Raw genomic sequence first — 24,957 nt, forward strand, 5'->3', positions numbered from 1 at the left:
TCATTTCTATTTAAAGTTTTTAATCAATGTTTGATTAATCCAATTTAGAATTTCAGTTAGTTTTTCATATTCTAAACGTTTAGGTCCAACAATTACAATTTGTCCTTGTTCACCATCATGAACTTTAAAAGTAGTAGTAATCATTGCCATATCGTTATTTTCATTACCCAGTTCTTCACCAATTTTAATTTGTAGTTGATTATTATTTAATTCATCAAAATACATTCATGGTGATTGTGATTCAATGAATTTAATAATTGTTTTAACCTTATTAATATCATTAAATTCAGGATTTTCTAACATATATTGAACACCGTGTGTTGTTGATAGTGGTCGTGAGAAATTAATTAAAGTGTTAACAAATCCTTGAATAATATATTCTGATTTTTGTACTTGTTGTTCAAGGATTGGTTTTAATAAATTTACTTTCTCACTAATTTCACTAATTTTAGTGCCAATTAATCTGGTGTTAAAAATATCAATGGCAATTGATAAATCGGTTAATGATGTTTCTTGAATATTAAACATTTTGTTTTGAACATGACCATTACTAGTAATACAAATTGTTAAAGCATTATCATTACTAATCGGTATTAATTCAATTTTTTTTAAAGTATCTTCATTAATATTAGGACCAGTAACAATACTAATCAAATTAGTCATTTCACTTAAAATACTACTAGTTTTATTTAATACTTCGGTAATTACTAAGTTACGGTTATTAAATACTTCTGCTATTTTTTTCTTCAAGATTTCTAGTTCTTGATGTTCACCCATATTCATTAAATTATCAACATAATAGCGATAACCTTTTGTTGAAGGAATACGACCACTAGAGCTATGTGCTTTTTCTAATAATCCTAATGTTTCTAATTCAACACATTCATTACGAATAGTAGCACTAGAAAAATTAATATTGTTATTATTTTCTAAAATAGTTTTGCTACCAATTGGTAATCCTGTTTTAATATATTTTTCAACAATGATTTTTAAAATTTGTGATTGTCTGTTACTTAACATTGTTCACCACCTTTTTTAGCATTCATTAACATTGAATGCCAATACTTATATAATTATAATTGAGAGTGTAATAATATCAAGACTTAATTGAATTTTATTTTTTTACTGAGAATAAACATATTGTCTTTATTGATAGTAATTACCATTCGTTTATGGGGTATTAGTTCTTCTTTAATAATAGCTTGTGCGATAATAGTTTCAATATAGTGTTGAATATAGCGTTTAATCGGTCGTGCGCCATATTCTTCATCATAAGCATCTTTTAGTATTTTATTAACTACTTCTGATTCATAAGATAATTGTAAATTTTTTTCTTGTCTTAATCGCAATAATAAAGTATCTAATTCTTTAATAATAATTTCTGTTATTACTTTTTTACTTAATGGATTGAAGATAACAATTTCATCAATTCGATTAATAAATTCTGGTCGAAATGATTTTTTTAAGATATTTAATGCTTGCTCTTTGCTGTTATCTTTACCACTTAATAGTTCTTGTGAACCAAGATTTGAAGTCATAATAATTATTGTGTTTTTAAAGTCAATTAAGAGACCATGACTGTCTGTAATTCTACCTTCATCAAGAATTTGTAATAAAATATTTAATACTTCAGGATGGGCTTTTTCGATTTCATCAAAAAGAATGATACTATAAGGATTTCTTCTTACTTTTTCGGTTAATTGTCCACCGTTTTCATAACCAACATAGCCAGGAGGTGAACCTAGTAATTTGCTAACTGCGTGTTTTTCCATAAATTCTGACATATCAATACGAACCATATTTTTTTCGCTATCAAATAAAATATCAGCTAAGGTTCTAGCAACTTCAGTTTTTCCAACACCGGTTGGACCCAAGAAAATAAATGAACCAATTGGGCGATTGGGATCTTTAATGCCAGCACGAGCTCTAATTAAAGCATCGCTTACCAACTGTAGGGCATTACTTTGACCTTTAATTCTCGTATTTAAAGTTAAGGGTAATTTTAATAATTTTTCTTTTTCAGTTGCTAATAAACGAGTAACAGGAATGCCAGTTCATTTTGCAACAACTTTTGCAATATCTTCACTAGTAACATCTTCGCGTAGTAAAGGATTATCTTTTTTTATATTTTCACTATCTTTAAGTTCTTTTTCTAAGTTGGGAATAATACTATATTGTAGTTCACCAGCTTTTGTAAAATTACCTGATAATTGATACAATTCTAATTCTGATTTAGCATTTTCTAATTTATTTTTTAAACTAGTAATATGGTCTAATGCTGACTTTTCTTTGATTCATTTATCTTCTAATTGTTGTAAAGTATTTTTTTTAGTTTTTAATTGTTTATCGACTTCAATTAGTCTTGTTTGCGAGTTTTCATCTTTTTCTTTGCTTAAGGCTGCTTGTTCAATTTTTAATTGTAAGACTTTTCTTCTTATATCATCTAAATCACTAGGAACCGAAGCAATTTCAGTTTTAATACTAGCACAAGCTTCATCAATTAAGTCAATTGCTTTATCAGGTAAGTAACGATCATTAATATATTTATTAGATAGATACACAGCTTCTCTTAATGCACTATCATGAATTTTTACACCATGATAAGCTTCAAAACGTTCTTTTAAACCACGTAAGATAGCAGTTGTATCTTCTGTTGTTGGTTCTTTAATAATCATCTTACGAAATCTTCGTTCAAGGGCTGCATCTTTTTCAATGTATTGACGATATTCGTCAAGTGTTGTGGCACCAATACAACGTAGTTCACCACGTGCTAACATTGGTTTTAGTAAATTAGAAGCATCCATTGAACCTTGTGTTCTACCAGCACCAACAATTAAATGTAGTTCATCAATAAATAAAATAATTTTTCCATTAGAATTTTTAATTTGGTTAATAACCGCTTTTAATCGTTCTTCAAACTCACCTTGGAATTTAGCGCCAGCAATTAGTGCTCCCATATCTAGTTCATAAATAATTTTATCTTTTAAGTTACTAGGAACATCACCACGAACAATACGTTGGGCTAAACCTTCAATAATAGCAGTCTTACCAATACCAGGTAAACCGATTAAGACGGGGTTGTTTTTAGTTTTTCGTGAGAGTATTTCTTCTACTTTACGAATATCTTCATTACGTCCAATAATAGGATCCATTTTTCCTGTTTTAGCTTGTACAATTAGATTACGAGCAAATTTATCAAGAATTTTAGGATCATTACTATAGTTAGGGATTTCATTTAATTGCATAATGTCACTCCTCTTTTTAGCACTATAATTACTTGATTGCTAATTATATTAATATACTAACAAATAAAATTAGCAGTTTCAAGTAGTAACTGCTAATTTTATATTTAATTGAATTAGGGATAAGTATTTTCAATTAAAGAAACTTAATATAATATTAATATTTGTGATAGATCTTGTAGGTATTTTAGATCTTAAATATATATTTCTCGTGTAAATAATATATATCATATTTTTAAAAGAATTGATATACTAATTACATAATTGCTAGATAAAAATAAATAATAGTAATTTAATAATTTTTAAATATTAAATTTATAAGGAAATATTATGAAACAATTTAAACAAAAATTAATTTTATTACTTAGTGCTAGCAGTTTATTAGTAACCTCAGTATTAAGTATTAGTTTTAATAATAAAAATCATCAAACTAGTAATAGTAAAGTTAGCGGCTTTCATATTACTGTTAAGTCATTAAATCGTAACTTAGTTAATAGTATTAAATCTTGAAATAATGATTCACAATATTTATATAATAATGTTAAAAGTACACCATTAAATGTTAATTTTGATAGTTATGATCAAATTATTAATAATGATTGAACACATAGTAATATTGAAACCAATGATATTATTAATGATCAAGGTTATAGTCAATTAAAAAGTATTATTAATGATAATAGTAGTTATTTTAAAAATGCACAAGGTTTTCTTACTGCGAGTGCTTTTGGTCATACTTTTAATGAAAAAAGTAATAATTTAATTTTACAATATCATCAAACAATTAAAGAAAGTATTGATGCAGGACTTTTTGCAACAATATATGAAGCAAGTGACATTAATACTTTAATGGAAGTTCCATATAATTTACAACCAAGTACTAATTTTCAAAAATCTAATTTTGAAACGCGTGCTAAAATATTTCCAATTGGACCATTTGCAAATACTAAGGATAGTTTTAGTAATGAAATATTTGTTTTTTATGTGCATCCTCCTTTTAAAAAATCAGGATTAGAAATTTCTATTAATAATGAAAACAGAGAAATGAAAAAAATGTTAAAACTAATAGTAATAAAACTTTTGACTATGCTATTTTAAACCAAGATTATAGTAAAAATAAGCCCACTATATATAATGTTAAATGAAACGATAGTGATGGTAGTACTGTTTTAAGACAAGAAACACTTACTATTAATAGTTCTATGCCAGACATTCAAGTTATTAATGAAAAAGAAGTTAATTCTTCATTAATTCATCAATATTTTATTAATGATGAAAAAAATAGTAATTTACAAATGATTGCTTTTAGTCAAATTAAATCAGAAGCTGTTATTACTGCTAATGTTAGTGAAGATAAATGAATATATCAGCGTGTTGATGATAATCTTGTTCCACAAGAAGAAAAGGTAACACCTATTTCAAATCAACCATTAAAAACATATCAATCTGAAGATCATACTATTTATTTATTACAAAGAATAGTAAATGATAAAGTTGATAGTTCTTCAAGACAATATTTAAATATTTATAATATTAATCCTTTATCAACTAAGTTTTCTGGTTTTACTAATTTTGCTAATAGTCAATCTGGTATTGATTTTAATCAGTATTTACAAGAAACCACTAATATAGATTGTGCAATTGATGTACTAAATCCAGGTCAATTACGTTATTGATTATTGTTTTATGAGCACGATTTAATTACTCATTTATATGCTAATGTTAAACATGATGAAAAAAATAAAAATAACCCTTTTGCCTTACCAGAAATAAAACTAAAAACGACAACTTTAATTAATAATTGAAATATTATAATTATTGGTAGTACTTTTTTATTAGTTATTATTGCTATTCCAGTAGTTATAGCAATATTAAGAAGAAAGAAAATGCTGAATTATACTTGTAAGTGCAAGTAAATAAAATTGCAAAAAATTCTCATATAAAAATTTCATAATGCTAAATTTAGTTTAGAAAAAAGTAAGGAGTTTTTATATGAGTTATAAACATCTTGGCATAGATGAAAGGATTTATATTGAGAATCAATTGAAATTTAAATTTAAAATTAGTGAAATAGCTAAAAATCTTAATCGAAGTATTAGTACTATTATTCGAGAAATTAATAGAAATAAAGATAATAATCATTATTTTTCATTAATTGCACAAAATAAAGCTGAAAATCGAAAACAATCACATATTAGTTTTCATAAGTTTAAAAATAAGAATTTAGTAAAATATGTACAACAAAAATTACTATTAGGTTGATCACCTGAACAAATTTATGGCAGAATTAAAAATTTTCATAAAGAGTGAGTTATTAGTTTTAAAACAATTTATACTTGAATTTATTTTGGAATGCTTGATAAAGTTACTAGTAAAAATTTAAGAAGAAAAGGTAAAAAACGAAAATCTAAAGAAAATCGTGGCAAGTTTAATGGTAAATCAATTAAAGAACGAGATATAAATGTTAATGATCGTATAACACTTGGTCATTGAGAAGGAGATACTATAGTATCATCAAGAGGCAAAAGCAAATCATGTTTAATAACTTTAGTTGAAAGAGTATCACGATTTACTTTAGCAATATTAGTTAAAAACAGAACTACTAAAGTTATTAATAAAAATGTCAGTTATTATTTATCAATTCTTCCTAAAAACATTGTTAAAACTATTACTTTTGATCGTGGCAAAGAATTTTCAAATTGACAACAACTTGAAAAAAATTTAGATGTAAAAATTTATTTTGCCAATCCATATTCACCTTGACAAAGAGGTACTAATGAAAATACTAATGGTTTAATTAGAGAAAAATTTCCTAAAAAATTTATTTTTTCAAAAACTAATAAAAATGAAGTTCATAAATTTATATTGTCTTTAAATCAAAGACCGAGAAAAATATTAAATTATCTTTCACCAATCGAATATTTGGATAGAAAAATAATTTAGTTGCACTTACCTTTACAATTTAGCAATTTAGCATTTTAAATTTTTGTATTAAAATAAGTGTTATTTAATAAATATAAATCTTATTTAATTATTGATAAAAGCATGTTAAAATTGTAAAGAATTATATTATAGAAGAGGATAAGTATGGAAAATAAAAACCAAGAAGTTAATTTTGAAAATAATAGTGAAAATACATTTCCAAGAACTAAGTTTTTGATAAGTGTTGGCTATTTAATAATACAAGTATTAATTCCAGAAATTATTCTTTTTTTTACTACTAGTACTGATTTTACTTTTACTTTTAAATTACCTTTTTGAATAATGGTACTTTCTAGTTTAAGTTTAATCATATTTACTTTTATTATAACCTTTATTACATATAAGTTAAAATTACATCAATTAGATCAATTTACATATAGTATTCCATTTGCTTTTGTTTTATCATTATTTTATTTGTCAGGATACTTTTTAACTCCTCAACAAATTTTAATACGTTTTATTATTTCAATCGCTGGTGCTGTTATTGGTATTTTTTTAACGAGTATTATTTTATTATTAGTATTAAGAAAAAAACAAAAAAAATCATATATTAAGTTATAATAAGTGATATAAATCTAAAAAAATAAAACGAAAAAAAGGCGCGTAATATATGTTACACACCTTTTTAAATATATGTTTTTTATTTACTGTATAAAAATTATTCAATATCTAATTCTCATACATTTGTAATTGTTCCAGCAAATAGTTTTTTATCAACTATTAATGATGAATATACTGAAGCATTTAATTCATATTTGTTTTTTACTTGACTAAAGCTTGAATCATGTTCATAAACATTATTATTATCAGTGGTAGCATATATTTTGTTATTTAAATCTTCTATTGATAAAGAAAAAATTTTACCATCTTTCAAATTAATTTTTTCTGTTATTTCATTTTTGATTAAATCATACTGATAAATTTTGTCTTCTGTTGCTAATATTAATTCAGTATCAGATAGTGCTTTAATATCAAAAATAATATTACTTTTATTTTTAAAATCATATTTTAATTTATGGGTTTTAGTTTCTAAATCAATTTCTCATAATTTTCCTTCACTAGTGCCAGCGTATATTTTATTTTCTGTAATTTTAACTAGAGCATTTACATCACCTCAATCGTCAAAATGATATTTTTTAGTATTACTAGTATTAATATCTAATTCATAAACATTACCAATACCAGTACCAACATATAACTTATCTTTTGAACCTTCAATTAAAGTTTTAGAATCATACTTATCACCAAATCCAATGAATTTCTTTTCTGCAGTTTCAGTTTCTAAATCAATTTCTCAAATTGTATTTGTTATTGTACCAACATATACTTTACCATTTGATGCTTTAATTAAACTATTTATACGTTCTTCATTTAATTGATATTTATTGATTTTTGTATTATTAGTAAAATCAATCTCTCAAATATTTCCGTTCTCTGTTGCAGCAAATATTATACTATCTGAGATTTGAAGAAATTTATTTATTTTTCCATCATTTAATTTATATTTATTAGAAATTTGACCTTCACCTATGATAATTGTTAGATTAGTAGTTAAATTTTTAAATGAATCATAATTATAATTAATTTTTGCATCAATAGAACCACTAACTGTGAAGTCTTCATCTTTTAAATCAATTTCTTTATTATTAGTAATTTTGTTTAATGAAAATAAATTATTTTTAAAAGAATTTTTAATAAATTCATTAATTGAATCATTTAATTCCATTACTGAACTTTGAAAATTAACTTTTTTTTGTATATTTTGTTTCATTAATAGCATCAACAATTTTTTCAGAAGAAGCATTAATATTAATTATGCTAAATTGTAAAGGTAAGTGCAACTAAATTATTTTTCTATCCAAATATTCGATTGGTGAAAGATAATTTAATATTTTTCTCGGTCTTTGATTTAAAGACAATATAAATTTATGAACTTCATTTTTATTAGTTTTTGAAAAAATAAATTTTTTAGGAAATTTTTCTCTAATTAAACCATTAGTATTTTCATTAGTACCTCTTTGTCAAGGTGAATATGGATTGGCAAAATAAATTTTTACATCTAAATTTTTTTCAAGTTGTTGTCAATTTGAAAATTCTTTGCCACGATCAAAAGTAATAGTTTTAACAATGTTTTTAGGAAGAATTGATAAATAATAACTGACATTTTTATTAATAACTTTAGTAGTTCTGTTTTTAACTAATATTGCTAAAGTAAATCGTGATACTCTTTCAACTAAAGTTATTAAACATGATTTGCTTTTGCCTCTTGATGATACTATAGTATCTCCTTCTCAATGACCAAGTGTTATACGATCATTAACATTTATATCTCGTTCTTTAATTGATTTACCATTAAACTTGCCACGATTTTCTTTAGATTTTCGTTTTTTACCTTTTCTTCTTAAATTTTTACTAGTAACTTTATCAAGCATTCCAAAATAAATTCAAGTATAAATTGTTTTAAAACTAATAACTCACTCTTTATGAAAATTTTTAATTCTGCCATAAATTTGTTCAGGTGATCAACCTAATAGTAATTTTTGTTGTACATATTTTACTAAATTCTTATTTTTAAACTTATGAAAACTAATATGTGATTGTTTTCGATTTTCAGCTTTATTTTGTGCAATTAATGAAAAATAATGATTATTATCTTTATTTCTATTAATTTCTCGAATAATAGTACTAATACTTCGATTAAGATTTTTAGCTATTTCACTAATTTTAAATTTAAATTTAAATTGATTCTCAATATAAATCCTTTCATCTATGCCAAGATGTTTATAACTCATATAAAAACTCCTTACTTTTTTCTAAACTAAATTTAGCATTATGAAATTTTTATATGAGAATTTTTTGCAATTTTATTTACTTGCACTTACAAGTATAATTCAGCATTTTCTTTTTTTAGTAATTTTTATATTTAAATTATGTGTATAATTCTAAATTTTGTATTGCTTTTAATAAAAAATACTTTATAATATTTAAGACTGTTTATGCAGTTTCAACCGCTCTACTTTAGGTTAACAAGTGATTTATTCCACCTATAAGGCGAGTCTAAACTGGAGGTAATAAGAAAAATGTTTGTAGTTATTCAAACAGGAGGAAAACAAATTAATGTTTCCTATGGTCAAGAAATTTTTGTTGAAAAACTTGTTGGCAAAGCTAAAGATAAAATTATTTTTGACAAAATATTGTTGATTGATCAACAATTCGGTAAACCTTTCCTAAAAGGTGCTGAAGTTCATGGTGAGATTATTAAACAAGATAAATCAAAAAAGATTCGAGTGTTTAAATATAAACCTAAGAAAAATTCAAAAACAATGTATGGACACCGTCAGCCATATACAAAGGTATTAATTACTGATATTTTACTTGCTGGTAAAAGTCTTGTTGATAAGAAGGCAGAACAATCAAAACCAGTAATTAAAGATGAAGTAAAAAAAGAAGTAATTTCTGAAGTAGTAACTCCTATTATTAAAGAGCCAAAATCAGTAGTTAGTAAAGTAAAAAAAGAACTTACAAAAGAAAAAGTTGTTAAAACTAAATCAGTTGTTAAGGATAATATTACAGAATCAGATAACACTAAAACTGTTGTTAGTGAAGGTAATTTAAAAACTATTTTTGATCATAAAAATATGACTGTTAAAGTTGTTAAAGAAGATGATGAAAATAATAAAAAATAATTTAAGGTAATATCAAATTATGGTTAAAGTTACTTATAATTACCAAAATAGTAACATTGTAGAAGTTATAATTACTGGTCATGCTAATTTTTCAAAAATTGGAAATGATATTGTTTGTGCAGGGATTTCAGCCATTGTTATTGGTACATTAAATGCACTTCATGAACTTGATAATAATCAAGTTCAAGTAATTAATAATACTGCTGGATTAGTTAAACTTAAAGTTGCTAGTTTCACTAATAATAGTCAAATAATTTTAAAAACAATGCTTTGACAATTAAAAACTATTAAAGAACAATATCCAAAATATATTAACATAAAGGAGGTGTAATTATGTTTTATAAATTAAATTTACAATTATTTGCTTCAAAAAAAGGAGTGGGTTCAACTCGTAATGGTCGTGATTCACATTCTAAACGTTTAGGTGCTAAAATTGGTGATGGACAAAGTTTAAAAGAGGGAACAATTATTTATCGTCAACGTGGAACTAAAATTCACCCTGGTGAAAATGTAGGACGTGGTGGTGATGATACCTTATTTGCTTTAAAATCAGGAATTGTTAAGTATACTATTTTTAAAAAAAATAAAACACGAGTTTCAGTTATACTTGATAAAAAGTAAAAATAAATTTTTAATAATAAAAACCTATTTTCAATGCTATCATATTTTGAAGATAGGTTTTGTTTGTTTATTTTATGTTTAATGATATGATAGGAGAAAATAATGAAACATATTACTTTAATAATTACTGGTAGTATTGCAGCAAACAAAGCCTTAATTTTATTAAAACAATTAAAAAAAGAATTTTTAGTTGATATTATTTGTACTAAAAGTTCTTTACATTTTCTAGAAGATAAAACATTTTCTTATTATTCTGAAATGTTTGAACAAGAATCATATGTTAAAGGAGATTTAATTACTCACACTAATTTAGCAATTAAAACAAATTTAATTGTTGTTTATCCTGCTACTATGAGTTTTATTAGTAAAGCAAATTTAGCAATTGCTGATAGTTTAGCATTATCAGTATTTTTAGCTTCCAAAGCAAAAAAGATATTATTTCCAGCAATGAATCATAATATGTATCACAATCAAAGTTTTCAAAAAAATTTATTAGAATTATCTAATTTTGAAAATATTACTATTATTCCTCCAGATTCAGGAATGTTAGCCTGTAAGATGATTGGTGATGGACGGGTTAAAAGTCCAGATAATGCATTAACAATAATTAAAGATTTTTTTAAAAAAAGTATTGATTTATCTAATAAAAAAATTTTAATTAATATTGGTCGTACTAGAACTTATATTGATCCAATTCGTTATATTACTAATAATTCTTCAGGAAAAATGGGTAAAGCATTAGTAGATGCTTTTCTTAAAACTAACGCTAAAGTAGTATTAGTTGCAGGTGATTGTGATTTTGAAATTAAATCGCAAAAAAACCTAACTATTATTGAAGCAAATACTAATGAAAAAATGTTCTTAGCAATGAAAGAAAACTTTGATAATGCTGATATTGTAATATGTGGTGCTGCTTTAAATGATTATAAAGTAAGTAAATATATTCCTAATAAAATAATTAAAAATAAAAACGAAAATTTATCTTTATCACTGATTGCTAATATTGATGTATTGGCATTTTTAGGTAAGCAGAAAACAAAACAAGTTTTAATTGGTTTTGCTGCTCAAGAATTTAATGATAAAAATCTTGGTATCGAAAAAATGAAAATTAAAAATTGTGATGGTATTTGTATTAATAATATTAGTGTTATGGGTAAAAATGAAACAGAAATTAATTTTTATTTTAAAAATAATAATTATAATTTAATTGGTTCAAAAGTGGAAGTTGCTAAGCAGATAGTTGATATTATAAGTAAGAATATTTTAAATTATTAATGCTGAATTATACTTGTAAGTGCAAGTAAATAAAATTGCAAAAAATTCTCATATAAAAATTTCATAATGCTAAATTTAGTTTAGAAAAAAGTAAGGAGTTTTTATATGAGTTATAAACATCTTGGCATAGATGAAAGGATTTATATTGAGAATCAATTGAAATTTAAATTTAAAATTAGTGAAATAGCTAAAAATCTTAATCGAAGTATTAGTACTATTATTCGAGAAATTAATAGAAATAAAGATAATAATCATTATTTTTCATTAATTGCACAAAATAAAGCTGAAAATCGAAAACAATCAAATATTAGTTTTCATAAGTTTAAAAATAAGAATTTAGTAAAATATGTACAACAAAAATTACTATTAGGTTGATCACCTGAACAAATTTATGGCAGAATTAAAAATTTTCATAAAGAGTGAGTTATTAGTTTTAAAACAATTTATACTTGAATTTATTTTGGAATGCTTGATAAAGTTACTAGTAAAAATTTAAGAAGAAAAGGTAAAAAACGAAAATCTAAAGAAAATCGGAGGCTTTTTAGTAATCTGTGTTTCTTTATTTTGCAAAGTACTAGTTCAGATTAATTCTGTCTTCAAATTTTATCATAAAATGAGCAATTGCTGTATTTCAATTTTGAATGGGCATTGTTCATTTTTTTGTTATATTTTCAATTGCTAAGTAAAATATTTGAGGCTTTTTAGTAATCTGTGTATCTTTGTTTTGCAAAGTACTAGTTCAGATTAATTCTATCTTCAAGTTTTATCATAAAATGAGCAATTGCTGTATTTCAATTTTGAATGGGTATTGTTCATTTTTTTGTTATATTTTCAATTGCTAAGTAAAATATTTTGAAAACTGCCATATCATTTGGAAAAACTTTTTTATTTCTGATGACTTTTCGTAATTGACTATTAACAGATTCAATAGAATTTGTAGTATAAATCACTCTTTTGATTTCTGGAGGATAACTAATAAAAATCATTAAATTATCTCAATTTTTATATCAAGATTTAGCAATTTGAGGATAGTGTTTATTTCATTTACTTTCAAATGATTCTAAAGCTTGCATTGCTTGTTCTTCACTACATGCATTATAAATTGGCTTTAAATCTGTAACTAGTGATTTTCGATGTTTGTATGAAACATATTTTAAACTATTTCTGATTTGATGAACTATACATAATTGATGTTCAGTTTTAGGATAAACTGATTGTATTGCTTCTGACATGCCTGTTAAGTTGTCACTACAAGCAATAAGAATATCATTTAAGCCACGATTTTTCATTTCTGTGAAATTTGCTAATCAAAATTTAGCGCCTTCATTTTCACTAATTCATAAACCTAAAACATCTTTTTTACCTTCTAAATCAACACCTAAAGCTATATAAACTGATTTGTTAATAATGCGTTTATCTTGTCGTACTTTAACTACTATACAATCAAAATAAACAATGGGATAAATGCCTTCTAATGGTCTATTTTGTCATGCTTTGACATCATCAATCACATCATCAGTAATTTGACTAATAACACTTTCACTAATATCAGCACCATGATATAACTCTTGTAACTGCATTCTAATATCTGATAATGTCATACCTTTTGCATATAAGGAAAGAACTTGTTGATCAAAACCATCAAATCTTCTCTGTCTTTTTGGCACTATTACAGGAGTAAAATTACTATTACGATCTCGTGGTACATCAATCTCAATTTTACCTTGTTGAGTTATTAATTTTTTTGAACTTATACCATTACGAGCATTGTCACTATTACTATGTTGATTTTTTTCATATCCTAAATAATTTTGCATCTCAGAATTCAACATTTTTTCAACTAAACGTTTTGTTAATTCTTTATATAAACCCCCTTCTTTAAAAACTGTTGTTAAATCTTCAGTATTTTCTAATAATAAATCTACTGCTTTTGATATTGGATCATTATTATTAAAGTTATCTTTTTTAGCCATCTGTAACTCACTCTTTCTAGTCATTTAATTATATTTACTAGAATTAATTAAACATAGTTATTTTTGTAAGTTACACAGATTACTAAACATTACCAAAATGAGTTCATAAATTTATATTGTCTTTAAATCAAAGACCGAGAAAAATATTAAATTATCTTTCACCAATCGAATATTTGGATAGAAAAATAATTTAGTTGCACTTACCTTTACAATTTAGCATATAATAAAAATAGAATTTATTGCTTTAATATTTTTTCCTAACAATAGATTACTAAACATTACCTTATTATCTTGAATTTCTTTTAGTTCTTCTTCTAGTTTTTCTTTATTATCCATGTAATCTTGGATTATTTCTTGTAAATGTTCAATACTTTCTGTTGCTTCTTTTAAGTTTGTTTCTAATTTTGTATTTTTATCTTGAATTTCTTTTAGTTCTTCTTCTAAATTTTGATTATTATCCTTATAATTTTTAAGTTCTGTTTCTAGTTTTTCTTTATTATCCATGTAATCTTGGATTATTTCTTGTAAATGTTCAATACTTTCTGTTGCTTCTTTTAAGTTTGTTTCTAATTTTGTATTTTTATCTTGAATTTTTTTTAATTCTTCTTTTAGTTCTTTAACTTTATATTCAAAATTTTTGTTTTCTTTTACTGATTTTGTATAAAGATTGCTTATTTCGTCTAATTTATTACATGTTTCTTGTAATTTTTTATTTAATTTCTCAATTTTTTTATCACATTTATTGCTAGTGGTAATACCTCATCAACTATCAATATCAGATTTTTTTACTATATTTTTATCTTTATCATTTATCATTTTTAAAGTACCCCTTTTTAAATATAAATATTTATTTTTAATAATTGAGATTTATTAAAATATTTTTAATTAAATTTTCATTTATTTTTTCTTATAAATTAAAAAAACATTTTTTTAATTTTCATAAAGCAAAAATAGTTTACAAAAAATATTAACTAGATATAGTAAATTATTATTTTTTTAACAATAATATCTGTATACTAAAATTATATGAAAAATAAAATAGTATTTTACACAAAAATGTTAACACTATATAATAAGAGTTTTTATTAATATAAAAAAGGAGTAAGAAATGCGTTTTATAGATGTAACAAAATTAAAAGTTACTGCAGGCAAAGGCGGTGATGGTGTTGTTGCTTTTCGTCGTGAACTTTATGTAGCCAAAGGTGGTCCATCTGGTGGAGATGGAGGAAGAGGCGGTAATATTATCTTTATTGGTGATTCAGGTATGAATACTCTATTAGACTTACGTAAAAATAAAGAGATAACTGCTGAAGATGGTAAAAATGGTGCACCCAAAAATATGCATGGACGTAAAGGAACCAATACTTATGTAAAAGTTCCATTAGGTACTATTATTAGAGATAACAAAACTCAAAATATTTTTGGTGATATTTTTAAAGATAAACAAGAAATAATAATTGCTGCCGGTGGTCTTGGTGGACGAGGAAATGCTCGTTTTGCTTCGGCAATAAATCGAGTACCTAAAATATGTGAAAAAGGAATGCCTGGACAACATTTTGAAATAATTTGTGAGTTGAAATTATTGGCCAATGCCGGATTAGTTGGGTTGCCTAACGCCGGTAAATCAACATTATTAGGAGCTATTTCTGCTTCAACTCCAACAGTTGCTGATTATCCTTTTACTACTCTTAATCCACATTTAGGTGTTGTTAGAGTTGATAAAAATAATAATTTTGTTCTGGCGGATTTGCCTGGATTAATAGCAGGAGCTAGTTTAGGAAAAGGACTAGGTTTACAGTTTTTGCGTCATATTGAACGTTGTCAAGTTTTAGTACATATGATTGATATTAGTGATAAGACTCAAGATCATTTTTTAAATTATCAATTAATTATGAGTGAATTAGAAAGTTATAATAAAGATTTGACAAAAAAACCGCATTTAATTGTTGCAAATAAAATTGATTTACCAGATGCACAAACTAATTTAGAGAAATTAAAAGAACAAATTAAATTACCAATAATTGCAATTTCTGCTATGAAACATATTAGTTTGGATATATTAATTAAAGATATTGCTAAAGCTGTTGAAAAAGAACAACTGCATCAAGTTAATAATAATGAAAATAATGAAGAACATATTCTTTATGAATATACTAATAAAGAAGAAGTTCCACAAGTTATTATTACTAAATTTGCAAATAATCAATGAACTATTTCTGGTAAAACCGTTGAAGTAATATATCAAAAAAATCCTTTAAATAATTATCATAATATTTTATTATTTAAAATTAAATTACAAGATTTAGGAATTTATGATGAATTAAGAAAGCAAGGAATAAAAAAAGGTGATCATGTTAAGATTTTTAATTATGATATGATTTGAGAAGAAGAATAAAAAAGGGCAAAGGAAAATAGGAAATGGAAATAGTAATTAGTTTATTGGTAGTTATTTTAATTATTAGTAGTATTGGTGGCTTAATAATTTATATGCAAATTAAAAAAAGTCAGAATGTTACTAGTGACCCAATTGCACAAGACTTTTTAAAAATGCAAGTAGAAACTTTAAAAGAACAATTAAATGATTTTAAAACATCATGAAATGGTTCGGATCGTGATAAAACCGAAAAATTAATTAATTTAATGAGTAATATTGATAATTTTCAAAAAAATTTAGATAAAAAAGAAGATGATTATAAACGCAATGCTGATGTCATTCAAAGACAAGTAGTAGATGTTATTAAAGATTTAGCAAAGTTACAAGAATCATCAACTGTTTTAGGAAAAATTAATGATAATATTCAAAGTTTACAAGAAGTTTTTATTAATACTAAAAAACGTGGTAATGTTGGTGAATTTGTTTTAGAAAAAATTTTGACTAATATGTTGGGTTCAAATCAAAAATTATGAGAACGACAATATAAAACAATTGATGGCAAAGTTGTTGATGCCTATGTAAAAACAGATTCTGAAAAAGAAGGAATTGCTATTGATTCAAAGTTTTCAATTGATAACTATCAAAGGTATTTAGTAAGTGAAGATATTAAAGTTAAAGAAAATTATTTAAAAGATTTTCGTAATGATATTCGTAAACGAATTGATGAAGTTGGAAAATATATTAATATTAAAAATAAGATTTCTAGCGCAGTAATGTTTATTCCTTCTGAAGAAATATTTGCTTTTATTTACGCACAATTTGCTGATGATATTGTTGAATATGCTTTTAAGAAACGTGTTTGAATTACCTCTCCTACTACTTTATCTGCTGTTTTATTTACAGTTGATAAAAATCGTAAAGACATTGATTTTAATAAAAATTTAGAAAAAATGGCAAAAAAATTACGTTTATTCAAAGATGATTTTGATCGTTGGGTTGATAGATGAGAAAAAGTTAAGGCTGGTTTTGATACAACTAATAAAGCCATTGAAACTTTAGATAAAACCCATAATAAAATTGCTGGACATTATAACAATATTTTTAAAATGTCTGAAGAAATAAAAGAGAGTGAATAATTATGAATTTAGAACAATATTTAGATGAAATTATTAAATTTTTACAAAGTGAAGTAAAAAAAGCAAATGCCAAAGGTTTAATTGTTGGTTTAAGTGGTGGTGTTGACTCAGCAGTAGTAGCATTATTGATTAAAAAAGCTTTTCCTAATGATCATTTAGCATTAATTATGCCTTGTTTTTCACCAGATATTGATTTAGAATATGCAAATAATTTAGTTAATATTCATAAATTAAATGCCAAAGTAGTTAATTTAAATAATGTTTTTTTAAGTTTTAAAAAAACATTAGAAACTGAAATTAATATAGAAAAATCAAAATTAATTTTAGGCAATTTAAAAGCTAGATTAAGAATGAATACTCTTTATGCATATGCACAAAATCATAATTATTTAGTTGTAGGAACAGATAATAGTGATGAATGACACATTGGTTATTTTACTAAATATGGTGATGGTGGTGTTGATTTATTACCAATTATTCATTTGTTAAAAAAAGATGTTTTTGCTGCAGCAAAGATATTAAAAGTTAGTGAAGAGATCATTATTCGTAAGCCAACTGCTGGTTTATGAGATGGACAAACTGATGAAATGGAAATGCAATTTAAGTATGAACAATTAGATCAATATTTACTAGGAAATAAATCATTAATACCATCATGAGTAATTAATAAAATTGAATTTATGCATCAGAATAGTGCACACAAAAGAATACCTGTACCGCAAGCTCCGAAATGAACAAGAAAAAAATAAAGGAATGAGAATATGGCTGGACATTCACAATATGCAAATATTAAACATCGTAAAGATGCCCAAGATAACAAACGTGGTAAAATTTTTCAAAAATTATCAAGAGAAATTTATGTTGCTGTTAAATTAGGTGGTGCAAATGTTGAAAATAATCCGCGATTGAAATTAATGTTAGAAAAAGCACGACGTATAAATTTGCCAAAGGATAATATTAATCGTGCTATTAATAAAGCTAGTAATAAAAATGAAACAACTAATTATGAAGCAGTCACTTATGAAGGATATGGACCAAGTAATATTGTCATAATTATTCATTGTTTAACTGATAATAAAAATCGAACTGCAAGTAATATTCGAAGTTATTTTAATAAATTGGGTGGTCATTTAGCTGCTACTAATTCTGTTCAATATTTATTTCAAACAACGGGGGTAATTCAATTTTCAAGTTTATTATCAGTTGAAGAAATTTTGGAGTTAATAATTGATTTTGAAATTTTTAATATTGAAAAAAATGAAGATATCATTGATATTGAAGTTAATCCTAAACAGTTAAATGCTGTAACTAATTTATTAGAAAAAAATAATATTAATGATTTTATTACTAATGAAATTGTTAATATTCCCCATGAATTGATTACCATTACTGATCAACAACAAATTAAATTAATTGATATATTGTTAGAAACAATTGAAAATGATGATGATGTGCTTTCAATTGAACATAATTTTAAAAAATAAAAAGGTTTATTTTTCTTTTTCATCTAATTAATAATAAGAATAGAAAAGGAGGAATAAGTCATGGATGAATATTTTTAGGTATTATTAAAGAATTTTATGAAAATAAAATTATTTTTGAATGTAATGATCATGGATATATTATTGAAGGTGTTAATTTACAAACATTACCATTAAATATTAAAGTGAAAATTTATGTTTATTTTGAGGCTTTTTAGTAATCTGTGTATCTTTGTTTTGCAAAGTACTAGTTCAGATTAATTCTGTCTTCAAATTTTATCATAAAATGAGCAATTGCTGTATTTCAATTTTGAATGGGTATTGTTCATTTTTTTGTTATATTTTCAATTGCTAAGTAAAATATTTTGAAAACTGCCATATCATTTGGAAAAACTTTTTTATTTCTGATGACTTTTCGTAGTTGACTATTAACAGATTCAATAGAATTTGTAGTATAAATCACTCTTTTGATTTCTGGAGGATAACTAATAAAAATCATTAAATTATCTCAATTTTTATATCAAGATTTAGCAATTTGAGGATAGTGTTTATTTCATTTACTTTCAAATGATTCTAAAGCTTGCATTGCTTGTTCTTCACTACATGCATTATAAATTGGCTTTAAATCTGTAACTAGTGATTTTCGATGTTTGTATGAAACATATTTTAAACTATTTCTGATTTGATGAACTATACATAATTGATGTTCAGTTTTAGGATAAACTGATTGTATTGCTTCTGACATGCCTGTTAAGTTGTCACTACAAGCAATAAGAATATCATTTAAGCCACGATTTTTCATTTCTGTGAAATTTGCTAATCAAAATTTAGCGCCTTCATTTTCACTAATTCATAAACCTAAAACATCTTTTTTACCTTCTAAATCAACACCTAAAGCTATATAAACTGATTTGTTAATAATGCGTTTATCTTGTCGTACTTTAACTACTATACAATCAAAATAAACAATGGGATAAATGCCTTCTAATGGTCTATTTTGTCATGCTTTGACATCATCAATCACATCATCAGTAATTTGACTAATAACACTTTCACTAATATCAGCACCATGATATAACTCTTGTAACTGCATTCTAATATCTGATAATGTCATACCTTTTGCATATAAGGAAAGAACTTGTTGATCAAAACCATCAAATCTTCTCTGTCTTTTTGGCACTATTACAGGAGTAAAATTACTATTACGATCTCGTGGTACATCAATCTCAATTTTACCTTGTTGAGTTATTAATTTTTTTGAACTTATACCATTACGAGCATTGTCACTATTACTATGTTGATTTTTTTCATATCCTAAATAATTTTGCATCTCAGAATTCAACATTTTTTCAACTAAACGTTTTGTTAATTCTTTATATAAACCCCCTTCTTTAAAAACTGTTGTTAAATCTTCAGTATTTTCTAATAATAAATCTACTGCTTTTGATATTGGATCATTATTATTAAAGTTATCTTTTTTAGCCATCTGTAACTCACTCTTTCTAATCATTTAATTATATTTACTAGAATTAATTAAACATAGTTATTTTTGTAAGTTACACAGATTACTAAACATTACCCAAAAGTATTATATGTTCTAGGAAATCCAATAACAACTACTTCTTGTAATGAATCAACTTCATTTTGCGTTATTTTTTTATATAAACCATTCTTTCATTTTTTAATAATATCACTAAAAAATAAACAAGTAAACTATTACTAAAATGATATAATTAACATAGTATCTTTACTAATTTTTTTTAATTTATCTATTTTACTTAAACTATTATTTAAAATAGTTTCTAAACAAAATTCAATCTTTAAAAAAGAAAAACTGTAAAAAAGAATTAAACCATCCTTTTTATTTTTCATTTTAACTATCTAATTTTGTTCTTGTAAAAATGTTAATAATTGCTGAATTGCTGAATTACGATGAGAAATTTTATTTTTATCTGCCAATGACAATTCACCTAAAGTAGCATGTACTACTGGAACATAAAATATTTGATCGTAACCAAAACCATCATTACCTTTTATCTCAGTAGTGATTTCACCTTCAAGTTTACCAATAAATGCTTTAGTAATCTTATGATCAAAATCAACATAAGCAATAGCAGAAATAAATACTGCTGCACGATTAGTTTCACCTTCCATTTGTTCTAAAATGTCTAACATTGCATCATGATAGGACATTTCTTCCTTTCATCGTGTGCTGAGTTAATACCAGGAAAATTATTTAAAGCTAATATTTCTAACCCTGAATCATCAGCAATTACAGGACCATTCACTAATTTTGCAAGTGTTGTTGCTTTTAAAATTGCATTTTCAATAAATGATGTACCTGTTTCATTAATTTCAAGAGGAGAATTAAGATCTAACATTGATTTGACATTATATCCCTTTGTATGTAAGATACTCTTTAATTCATTAATTTTACCGATATTATTAGATGCAAACCATAAGGTTTTAGCAGTCATTAATAATCAATCCCTTCACGAGCAATTTGACCTTTTTCAAAATAATGTTTAATTGATTTAACTTCACTAATTAAATTAGCACATTGCTCTAAGGCAAAAGATGCATATCTACCAGATAATGCAATTTCAATATGTGATTTTTTATTTTTTAAAATTTCAATTAAGTCTTGTTCTTTAATCAAATTATTTTGAATACACCCTAAAATTTCATCAACAACAATAAGATCAGTATTATCACTTTGACTTAATAGTTTTAATCTAGTAAGACCATAATTAGTTTCTTGTTTTAATTTATTTTTTTCTTCTTCATCCATTTCTCAAAAAAATTTTTGCGAAGATTTATAAAAACTTTCAATTTTAAGTTTAGTATTTTGTTTTAAAAAATTAATTTCACCAGAAGGACGATTTTTTAAAAAACGTAAGTAACTAACATTAAGATTATTACCCAATGTTCTAATTACCATACCATTAAGAATTGAGGTTTTACCTCTTCCTTCACCTTTATAAATATGAATATAACCTTTTTTTAACATACTATCACTTACTTTCAATATTTTTTATTTAATAAATTGTATAATTTTATTACGGACAATACAAGCAAAATAGAGGTGTCATTTTGAAATTTAAAACTATTAAACCACCATATCAATTAGAGATATTAAAAACAAAAGGTTTAACCAATGACTTATTTTTAGTAAATAAACATTTTTTTTAAAACAATCTAAAGATATTTTGCAACCTTTTTTGAATTTTACAAATCAAATTAATGTTATTAAATTAATTAAATCAAAAAAATTTACATTACCTATTAATGAAGTCAATATTAATAATAATAAACTATTAACCTTAATGCCATATTATCATAATTTAATTAATTTAAGCGAACAAATAATTAATAAACAAATATTAGAACAAATTTCATCATTGGTAAAACAACTACATAATATTAAATTTGATAATAAATCATTAATTAAAACTTGAAAAGGTTTAGAACAACTTAATTTATACTGTAATTTAACTACTAGTAATCCTTGTTTAGAAAAAATAACCAGTGAGGTAATCAAATGAATTGCTACTTATCAACCAACAACAATTGTTTTATCTCATAATGATTTAACATTAAATAATTTTGTTAAAAAAAATAATTGTTGATATTTAATTGATTGAGATTTTGCTTGTTGAAACGACGAATTATTTGATATTGCCTCTTTTGCTTCTGAAAGTTTAACTTCTGAAACCGAAATTAATACTTGATTTAATTGTTTTAATTTAAATAATGAACAAATAATTATTGCTAAAAATGAATGAATTATCAAAATTTAATTTGATATTATTGAGCTTGTTATTTATACGAACAAACTAATTTAAACATATATAAAGAAATTAGTGAAAGTAAATTAACTAATCTATTAAAATAAGTTATTTAAATAATTCATCATTTTAAGCCTGATTATGTAGTTTTAACTTCTTAACAAATTGAACCATAATTAGGTAATTTATTAGTAGTCTGTTTTTTTTTGTTCAATTTGTTTTCCTTGTAAATTTATTTCTACTATATTATTAACAGCTGAAATGTTTGATTCTATTTCAATAACTATACATTTATTATTTGAAGCGTGTTCTTGTAACAATGGCATTCTTTCATCATTTAAAATTTGACAATTATCATTTGAAGTAATATTTTTTTGTAAATTTTCTTTATAATCACAGTTTGCGCAAATTTCATTATTATCTTTTATTTGATTTATAAATTCTTTTACTCAATATTTCATTATTTATTTACTCCCTTTTTTCTTTTTTATTTTTTATTAGCATATACAATAAAATTAAATTTTATTGGAAATAGTTTTTAATAAATAGTATTTATAATGTTAATAATTATTGTAAATATAAAGAATATCACAATTATTATGGCTTTAATAATTTACTACTAGAATTAGCAAAATATTTAATTGTTTCTATTAAATCTTTATCCACTTGTTTTTTTAAATCATCTAAATTAGTAAACTTTAAATTATCACGAAGAAAATCTAAAAATCTAAGTTTAATGATTTTTCCATATAAATCTTGATTAAAGTTTAATAAGTAAGTTTCAACTAACGGCTTATTATTACGTAACATAATTACTGTCATACTTTGATAACATTTATTATCTACTTCAGTAAGCGTAATATAAGTAGCAAGACCTGGTAATGCATAGTTTGTTAATAACGATAAATTAGCAGTTGGAAAATTAATCGTTCTAGCCTCTTTAATACCATGAACTACTTTACCACTAATTGTATATGGCTCTTGTTGTAAACAAAGATTAGCACTACTAATATCTTTATTTTGTAAAAGTTGTTTAATATAAGTTGAAGAAACTTTGTTATTATTAACAATAATATCATTACAAAGATAAACTTGTAATGAAGATTGTTGTAATGTTTTAATATTACCTTGCCCTTGATAACCAAACCTAATATTTGGATTAACAACTACTGCTTTAACATTATTTGCCAATAATCATGAAATAAATTGCTCTGGTGAAAGTGTTGCTATTTCTTTACTAAACTTAATTTCCCAATAATAATCAAAATTGTATTTAGCAATTGTTTTAATTTTATCTTCATTACTTAATAAAACCTCATTATTTTTATTACTAATTACACTTTGTGGTTTTCTATCAAAACTAATAATACATGTTTGATAATTATTTATTGTTGAATTAACTAATAATTGTTTAAATAGGGCTTGATGACCTTGATGAATACCATCAAAAAAACCTCAACAAGCAATAATTGGTTTAGACATCAATTTTTGATTTTGAATATTTAGATTTTTCAATTTTAATATCTTCATTACATTTAAAACCTCGTTGGCTTACGTATAAATTATTTTTTTGATTACGATAAATAGCTAATGGCAAATGTTCAGAATTAACAACTAAAACATATGGCTCATTAGTGCTATCAATAACTAAAGGTTTACCATCAATAACACTTTTACTATTATCAACAACAATCGCTGGCATAATATTTTTAACACCATCATAAATACTAATATGATTTTTAATAACTGTTTCTTCATTAATAACATCTAAATTTAGGGCATTACTTAAATCAAAACCCGATTGATGAATTCTTCTCAAATAAGTTAAAGTTGCTGATGTATGTAAAATTCTAGCAATGTCAGTAATCAAAGCTCGAACATAAGTTCCTTTTGAACATACTACTTCAAAAGTAACTAAATCATTATTAAAACTAATTAATTTTAAAGATTTAATATAAACCTTACGTTTTGGTAATTCAACAAGAATATTCTCACGAGCATATTCATAAAGTTTTTTACCATTAATTTTAACTGCAGCATAAGCAGGAATTATTTGCTCATATTGACGATTATTATAAAATTCAAGTGCTTTAACAATTTCTGATTCTTTTAAATCAAGATGTGGTTTTGATTCAATAATTTTACCAGTAATATCGCCGGTGTCGGTTTTTAAAAATAGTTGCATTTTTGCAATGTAAACTTTATCACTTTTTAAAATAAAATCACTAATTTTGGTTGCTTCATTCACAAGTACTACCATTAGTCCTGTTGCTAAAGGATCTAACGTACCTGTATGACCAATTTTATTTAATTTCAAACGTTTTTTAATAATAACAAGACAATCTTGTGATGTCATAAATGAAGGTTTATCTATTAATAATATATAATCTTTTAACATG

At 24.3% G+C, this 24,957-nt stretch carries 27 protein-coding genes, 1 pseudogene and 1 other annotated feature; of the genes and pseudogenes, 14 read left to right on the forward strand and 14 right to left on the reverse strand.

The genetic code is table 4. The annotated features are described in order from the left end of the window. Positions 1–6: 6 nt before the first annotated feature. On the reverse strand, positions 7–1,020 hold the full coding sequence (hrcA, locus tag AACK95_RS02650) for a heat-inducible transcriptional repressor HrcA (RefSeq protein ID WP_338980636.1): 1,014 nt from the start codon (positions 1,018–1,020) through the stop codon (positions 7–9). An 83-nt stretch (positions 1,021–1,103) separates the two neighbouring features. After that, positions 1,104–3,245, reverse strand: coding sequence for an ATP-dependent Clp protease ATP-binding subunit (locus AACK95_RS02655; RefSeq protein ID WP_338980638.1), 2,142 nt, complete (start codon positions 3,243–3,245; stop codon positions 1,104–1,106). Positions 3,246–3,572: 327 nt separating this feature from the next. Between AACK95_RS02655 and AACK95_RS02660 the strand changes: the two genes are divergently transcribed. The 4 genes from AACK95_RS02660 (at position 3,573) to AACK95_RS02675 (ending at position 6,785) form a co-directional block, all read left to right on the forward strand. After that, positions 3,573–4,340 (forward strand): hypothetical protein, encoded by a 768-nt coding sequence (locus AACK95_RS02660; RefSeq protein ID WP_338980640.1) that lies wholly within the window; start codon positions 3,573–3,575, stop codon positions 4,338–4,340. 104 nt (positions 4,341–4,444) lie between these two features. Further along, complete coding sequence (locus AACK95_RS02665) at positions 4,445–5,158, forward strand: hypothetical protein (RefSeq protein WP_338980642.1); 714 nt, start codon at positions 4,445–4,447, stop codon at positions 5,156–5,158. A gap of 76 nt (positions 5,159–5,234) precedes the next feature. After that, positions 5,235–6,185, forward strand: coding sequence for an IS30 family transposase (locus AACK95_RS02670; protein WP_338979395.1), 951 nt, complete (start codon positions 5,235–5,237; stop codon positions 6,183–6,185). Between the two features lie 144 nt (positions 6,186–6,329). Next, positions 6,330–6,785, forward strand: a complete 456-nt coding sequence (locus AACK95_RS02675; RefSeq protein ID WP_338980644.1) for a DxFTY motif-containing membrane protein — start codon at positions 6,330–6,332, stop codon at positions 6,783–6,785. A gap of 97 nt (positions 6,786–6,882) precedes the next feature. On the opposite strand, the gene AACK95_RS02680 is transcribed toward AACK95_RS02675, so the two are convergent. Then, positions 6,883–7,995 carry a hypothetical protein gene (locus AACK95_RS02680; protein ID WP_338980646.1) on the reverse strand — a complete coding sequence of 371 codons (1,113 nt, stop codon included), beginning with the start codon at positions 7,993–7,995 and terminating at the stop codon, positions 6,883–6,885. A 70-nt stretch (positions 7,996–8,065) separates the two neighbouring features. After that, entirely contained in the window at positions 8,066–9,016 is a 951-nt protein-coding gene (locus AACK95_RS02685; RefSeq protein WP_338980648.1) for an IS30 family transposase, read from the reverse strand. Positions 9,017–9,220: 204 nt separating this feature from the next. After that, positions 9,221–9,293, forward strand: a sequence feature (ribosomal protein L21 leader region). 11 nt (positions 9,294–9,304) lie between these two features. Here AACK95_RS02685 and rplU point away from each other — a divergent pair. From rplU to AACK95_RS02710, 5 genes and pseudogenes are all read left to right on the forward strand, one after another. After that, positions 9,305–9,595, forward strand: a pseudogene (gene rplU, locus AACK95_RS07125) (50S ribosomal protein L21); the annotation flags it as partial. A 334-nt stretch (positions 9,596–9,929) separates the two neighbouring features. Continuing rightward, positions 9,930–10,241 carry a ribosomal-processing cysteine protease Prp gene (locus AACK95_RS02695; protein WP_281748879.1) on the forward strand — a complete coding sequence of 104 codons (312 nt, stop codon included), beginning with the start codon at positions 9,930–9,932 and terminating at the stop codon, positions 10,239–10,241. Positions 10,242–10,243: 2 nt separating this feature from the next. Then, a complete protein-coding gene (gene rpmA / locus AACK95_RS02700; protein ID WP_174481212.1) occupies positions 10,244–10,531 on the forward strand; it encodes a 50S ribosomal protein L27 in 288 nt (95 codons plus the stop codon). Positions 10,532–10,633: 102 nt separating this feature from the next. Further along, positions 10,634–11,806 (forward strand): bifunctional phosphopantothenoylcysteine decarboxylase/phosphopantothenate--cysteine ligase CoaBC, encoded by a 1,173-nt coding sequence (gene coaBC / locus AACK95_RS02705; RefSeq protein ID WP_338980652.1) that lies wholly within the window; start codon positions 10,634–10,636, stop codon positions 11,804–11,806. A 105-nt stretch (positions 11,807–11,911) separates the two neighbouring features. Beyond that, a complete protein-coding gene (locus AACK95_RS02710) occupies positions 11,912–12,394 on the forward strand; it encodes a helix-turn-helix domain-containing protein (RefSeq protein WP_338980654.1) in 483 nt (160 codons plus the stop codon). Here the strand turns inward: AACK95_RS02710 and AACK95_RS02715 are convergent. The 3 genes from AACK95_RS02715 to AACK95_RS02725 all read right to left on the reverse strand — a co-directional run bounded on the left by AACK95_RS02715 (position 12,381) and on the right by AACK95_RS02725 (position 14,595). Further along, a complete protein-coding gene (locus AACK95_RS02715) occupies positions 12,381–12,536 on the reverse strand; it encodes a hypothetical protein (protein ID WP_338980656.1) in 156 nt (51 codons plus the stop codon). The two genes, AACK95_RS02710 and AACK95_RS02715, sit on opposite strands and share 14 nt — an antisense overlap. A 4-nt stretch (positions 12,537–12,540) precedes the next feature. Continuing rightward, on the reverse strand, positions 12,541–13,779 hold the full coding sequence (locus AACK95_RS02720; RefSeq protein ID WP_338980973.1) for an IS256 family transposase: 1,239 nt from the start codon (positions 13,777–13,779) through the stop codon (positions 12,541–12,543). Positions 13,780–13,992: 213 nt separating this feature from the next. Then, entirely contained in the window at positions 13,993–14,595 is a 603-nt protein-coding gene (locus AACK95_RS02725) for a hypothetical protein (protein ID WP_338980658.1), read from the reverse strand. 292 nt (positions 14,596–14,887) lie between these two features. On the opposite strand from AACK95_RS02725, the gene obgE reads away from it, so the two are divergent. Genes obgE through AACK95_RS02745 form a run of 4 tightly spaced genes read left to right on the forward strand, consistent with a single transcriptional unit; the run spans position 14,888 to position 18,773 of the window. After that, the gene (gene obgE / locus AACK95_RS02730) at positions 14,888–16,174 is read left to right on the forward strand and encodes a GTPase ObgE (RefSeq protein ID WP_338980660.1); all 1,287 of its coding nucleotides are present in this window, start codon (positions 14,888–14,890) and stop codon (positions 16,172–16,174) included. A gap of 23 nt (positions 16,175–16,197) precedes the next feature. Next, on the forward strand, positions 16,198–17,289 hold the full coding sequence (locus AACK95_RS02735) for a DNA recombination protein RmuC (RefSeq protein ID WP_338980662.1): 1,092 nt from the start codon (positions 16,198–16,200) through the stop codon (positions 17,287–17,289). Between the two features lie 2 nt (positions 17,290–17,291). Continuing rightward, positions 17,292–18,038: an NAD(+) synthase gene (nadE, locus tag AACK95_RS02740; RefSeq protein WP_338980664.1), complete on the forward strand. Its 747-nt coding sequence runs from the start codon at positions 17,292–17,294 to the stop codon at positions 18,036–18,038. Between the two features lie 12 nt (positions 18,039–18,050). Beyond that, positions 18,051–18,773, forward strand: a complete 723-nt coding sequence (locus tag AACK95_RS02745; RefSeq protein WP_338980666.1) for a YebC/PmpR family DNA-binding transcriptional regulator — start codon at positions 18,051–18,053, stop codon at positions 18,771–18,773. A 244-nt stretch (positions 18,774–19,017) separates the two neighbouring features. On the opposite strand, the gene AACK95_RS02750 is transcribed toward AACK95_RS02745, so the two are convergent. From AACK95_RS02750 to AACK95_RS02765, 4 genes are all read right to left on the reverse strand, one after another. Further along, positions 19,018–20,256, reverse strand: a complete 1,239-nt coding sequence (locus AACK95_RS02750; protein WP_338980975.1) for an IS256 family transposase — start codon at positions 20,254–20,256, stop codon at positions 19,018–19,020. Between the two features lie 395 nt (positions 20,257–20,651). Then, on the reverse strand, positions 20,652–20,963 hold the full coding sequence (locus tag AACK95_RS02755; protein ID WP_338980668.1) for a non-canonical purine NTP pyrophosphatase: 312 nt from the start codon (positions 20,961–20,963) through the stop codon (positions 20,652–20,654). After that, positions 20,939–21,247, reverse strand: coding sequence for a non-canonical purine NTP pyrophosphatase (locus AACK95_RS02760; RefSeq protein ID WP_338980670.1), 309 nt, complete (start codon positions 21,245–21,247; stop codon positions 20,939–20,941). Before AACK95_RS02760 ends, AACK95_RS02755 begins: the two co-directional genes overlap by 25 nt. Next, complete coding sequence (locus AACK95_RS02765) at positions 21,247–21,780, reverse strand: cob(I)yrinic acid a,c-diamide adenosyltransferase (protein ID WP_338980672.1); 534 nt, start codon at positions 21,778–21,780, stop codon at positions 21,247–21,249. The genes AACK95_RS02760 and AACK95_RS02765 overlap by 1 nt, the downstream gene beginning before the upstream one ends. A gap of 316 nt (positions 21,781–22,096) precedes the next feature. On the opposite strand from AACK95_RS02765, the gene AACK95_RS02770 reads away from it, so the two are divergent. Further along, positions 22,097–22,570, forward strand: coding sequence for a phosphotransferase (locus tag AACK95_RS02770; RefSeq protein ID WP_338980674.1), 474 nt, complete (start codon positions 22,097–22,099; stop codon positions 22,568–22,570). A 176-nt stretch (positions 22,571–22,746) separates the two neighbouring features. On the opposite strand, the gene AACK95_RS02775 is transcribed toward AACK95_RS02770, so the two are convergent. The 3 genes from AACK95_RS02775 to truB form a co-directional block, all read right to left on the reverse strand. Further along, entirely contained in the window at positions 22,747–23,019 is a 273-nt protein-coding gene (locus tag AACK95_RS02775; RefSeq protein WP_338980676.1) for a hypothetical protein, read from the reverse strand. Between the two features lie 136 nt (positions 23,020–23,155). After that, positions 23,156–24,040 (reverse strand): riboflavin biosynthesis protein RibF, encoded by an 885-nt coding sequence (gene ribF / locus AACK95_RS02780; protein ID WP_338980678.1) that lies wholly within the window; start codon positions 24,038–24,040, stop codon positions 23,156–23,158. Beyond that, positions 24,033–24,956 carry a tRNA pseudouridine(55) synthase TruB gene (truB, locus tag AACK95_RS02785; RefSeq protein WP_338980680.1) on the reverse strand — a complete coding sequence of 308 codons (924 nt, stop codon included), beginning with the start codon at positions 24,954–24,956 and terminating at the stop codon, positions 24,033–24,035. The genes ribF and truB overlap by 8 nt, the downstream gene beginning before the upstream one ends. Position 24,957 lies beyond the last annotated feature (1 nt).

The sequence above is a fragment of the Spiroplasma endosymbiont of Lasioglossum malachurum genome (genome assembly GCF_964020065.1).
Taxonomy (GTDB): Bacteria; Bacillota_I; Bacilli_A; order Mycoplasmatales; family VBWQ01; genus Spiroplasma_E.